Here is a 946-nt window from a genome sequence, read left to right as displayed (position 1 = left end):
TTTACGAAAAACCATGCAACTAACTCCTGAGAACTTTAAATTATTTATTAGTGTCAAAAAGGATACCTTCCCAACAAAGATATCCTGTCTAGATACAACTTATAAATCCAAACACTGTAAAGGAGGAGGCACAAAAACTTTAAGTCTAGAAAAACAGTTAATTCTGAACTTGCATTATTTATGCTATTAATCAACTCAACATCTTCTAGTTTTTTGATTTTGGTCTTGGACTAGTGATAGTCACTGAACATTAACATTCGTAGAATATACTCTTCATTCCTCAAGTCTATTTGACTTAGAAAACTTAAAATCAACAAGTGTCACTATAGCTATTGATGTCACAGAAAGTCCTATTTCAATGTCCTAAAAGAAACCAAAGTAAGACTTATCCTGGAAAAAGATATACACCATAAAGACACAATCATACTCGATTTAACGACACTTCGTGCCTGTCAATTAGTTTTTTGAGATGGTCATACACATGATTTTACTCTTTTTAAAGAAAGTATAGGTCAAGTTTGTCAGAGCAATTACTTGTTTTTGTTATTTAGATACTATGAATATTCATGAGATATCTTTTTTCCTTTAAAAAGTTCTAAAAAGCATGTATCGACTGTAGAGGATAAGAAGTTTAATAGAGATAGTTGTAATTCGTATTAAAATTGAGCGTTTAAATGCTAAGTTTAAAACTTTTCAATTTGTGAAATCATCAACTATGAGTTAAAATAATTTACGAACAGAGGCTTTCCAAAAAACTTGATATCATACGTTTTATTGTGGAAATATTTATTTCATTTTCTCCTAGTATTGAATTTTCACACACTCATTAATTTTATTGATATAATCCAATAATAATGATAATATCAAATAATAATAAAAAGATTTGATAGTATTTTTTCATAATCTGTCACGCTTTCTAATGATTTTTTATGGTAAATGGAGATAA

The 946-nt window shown here is 28.2% G+C and carries 1 pseudogene; it reads left to right on the top strand.

Annotation, left to right across the window (positions count from 1 at the left end):
- A pseudogene (locus HMPREF2926_RS11225) lies at window positions 1-190 on the top strand (IS5/IS1182 family transposase); the annotation flags it as partial.
- Window positions 191-946 lie beyond the last annotated feature (756 nt).

It is taken from the genome of Streptococcus sp. HMSC078D09 (assembly GCF_001813675.1).
In the GTDB taxonomy this organism is placed as follows: Bacteria; Bacillota; Bacilli; order Lactobacillales; family Streptococcaceae; genus Streptococcus.
The sequence above is the reverse complement of the archived record's forward strand: the minus strand, read 5'-3'. Positions and strand labels throughout refer to the sequence as shown.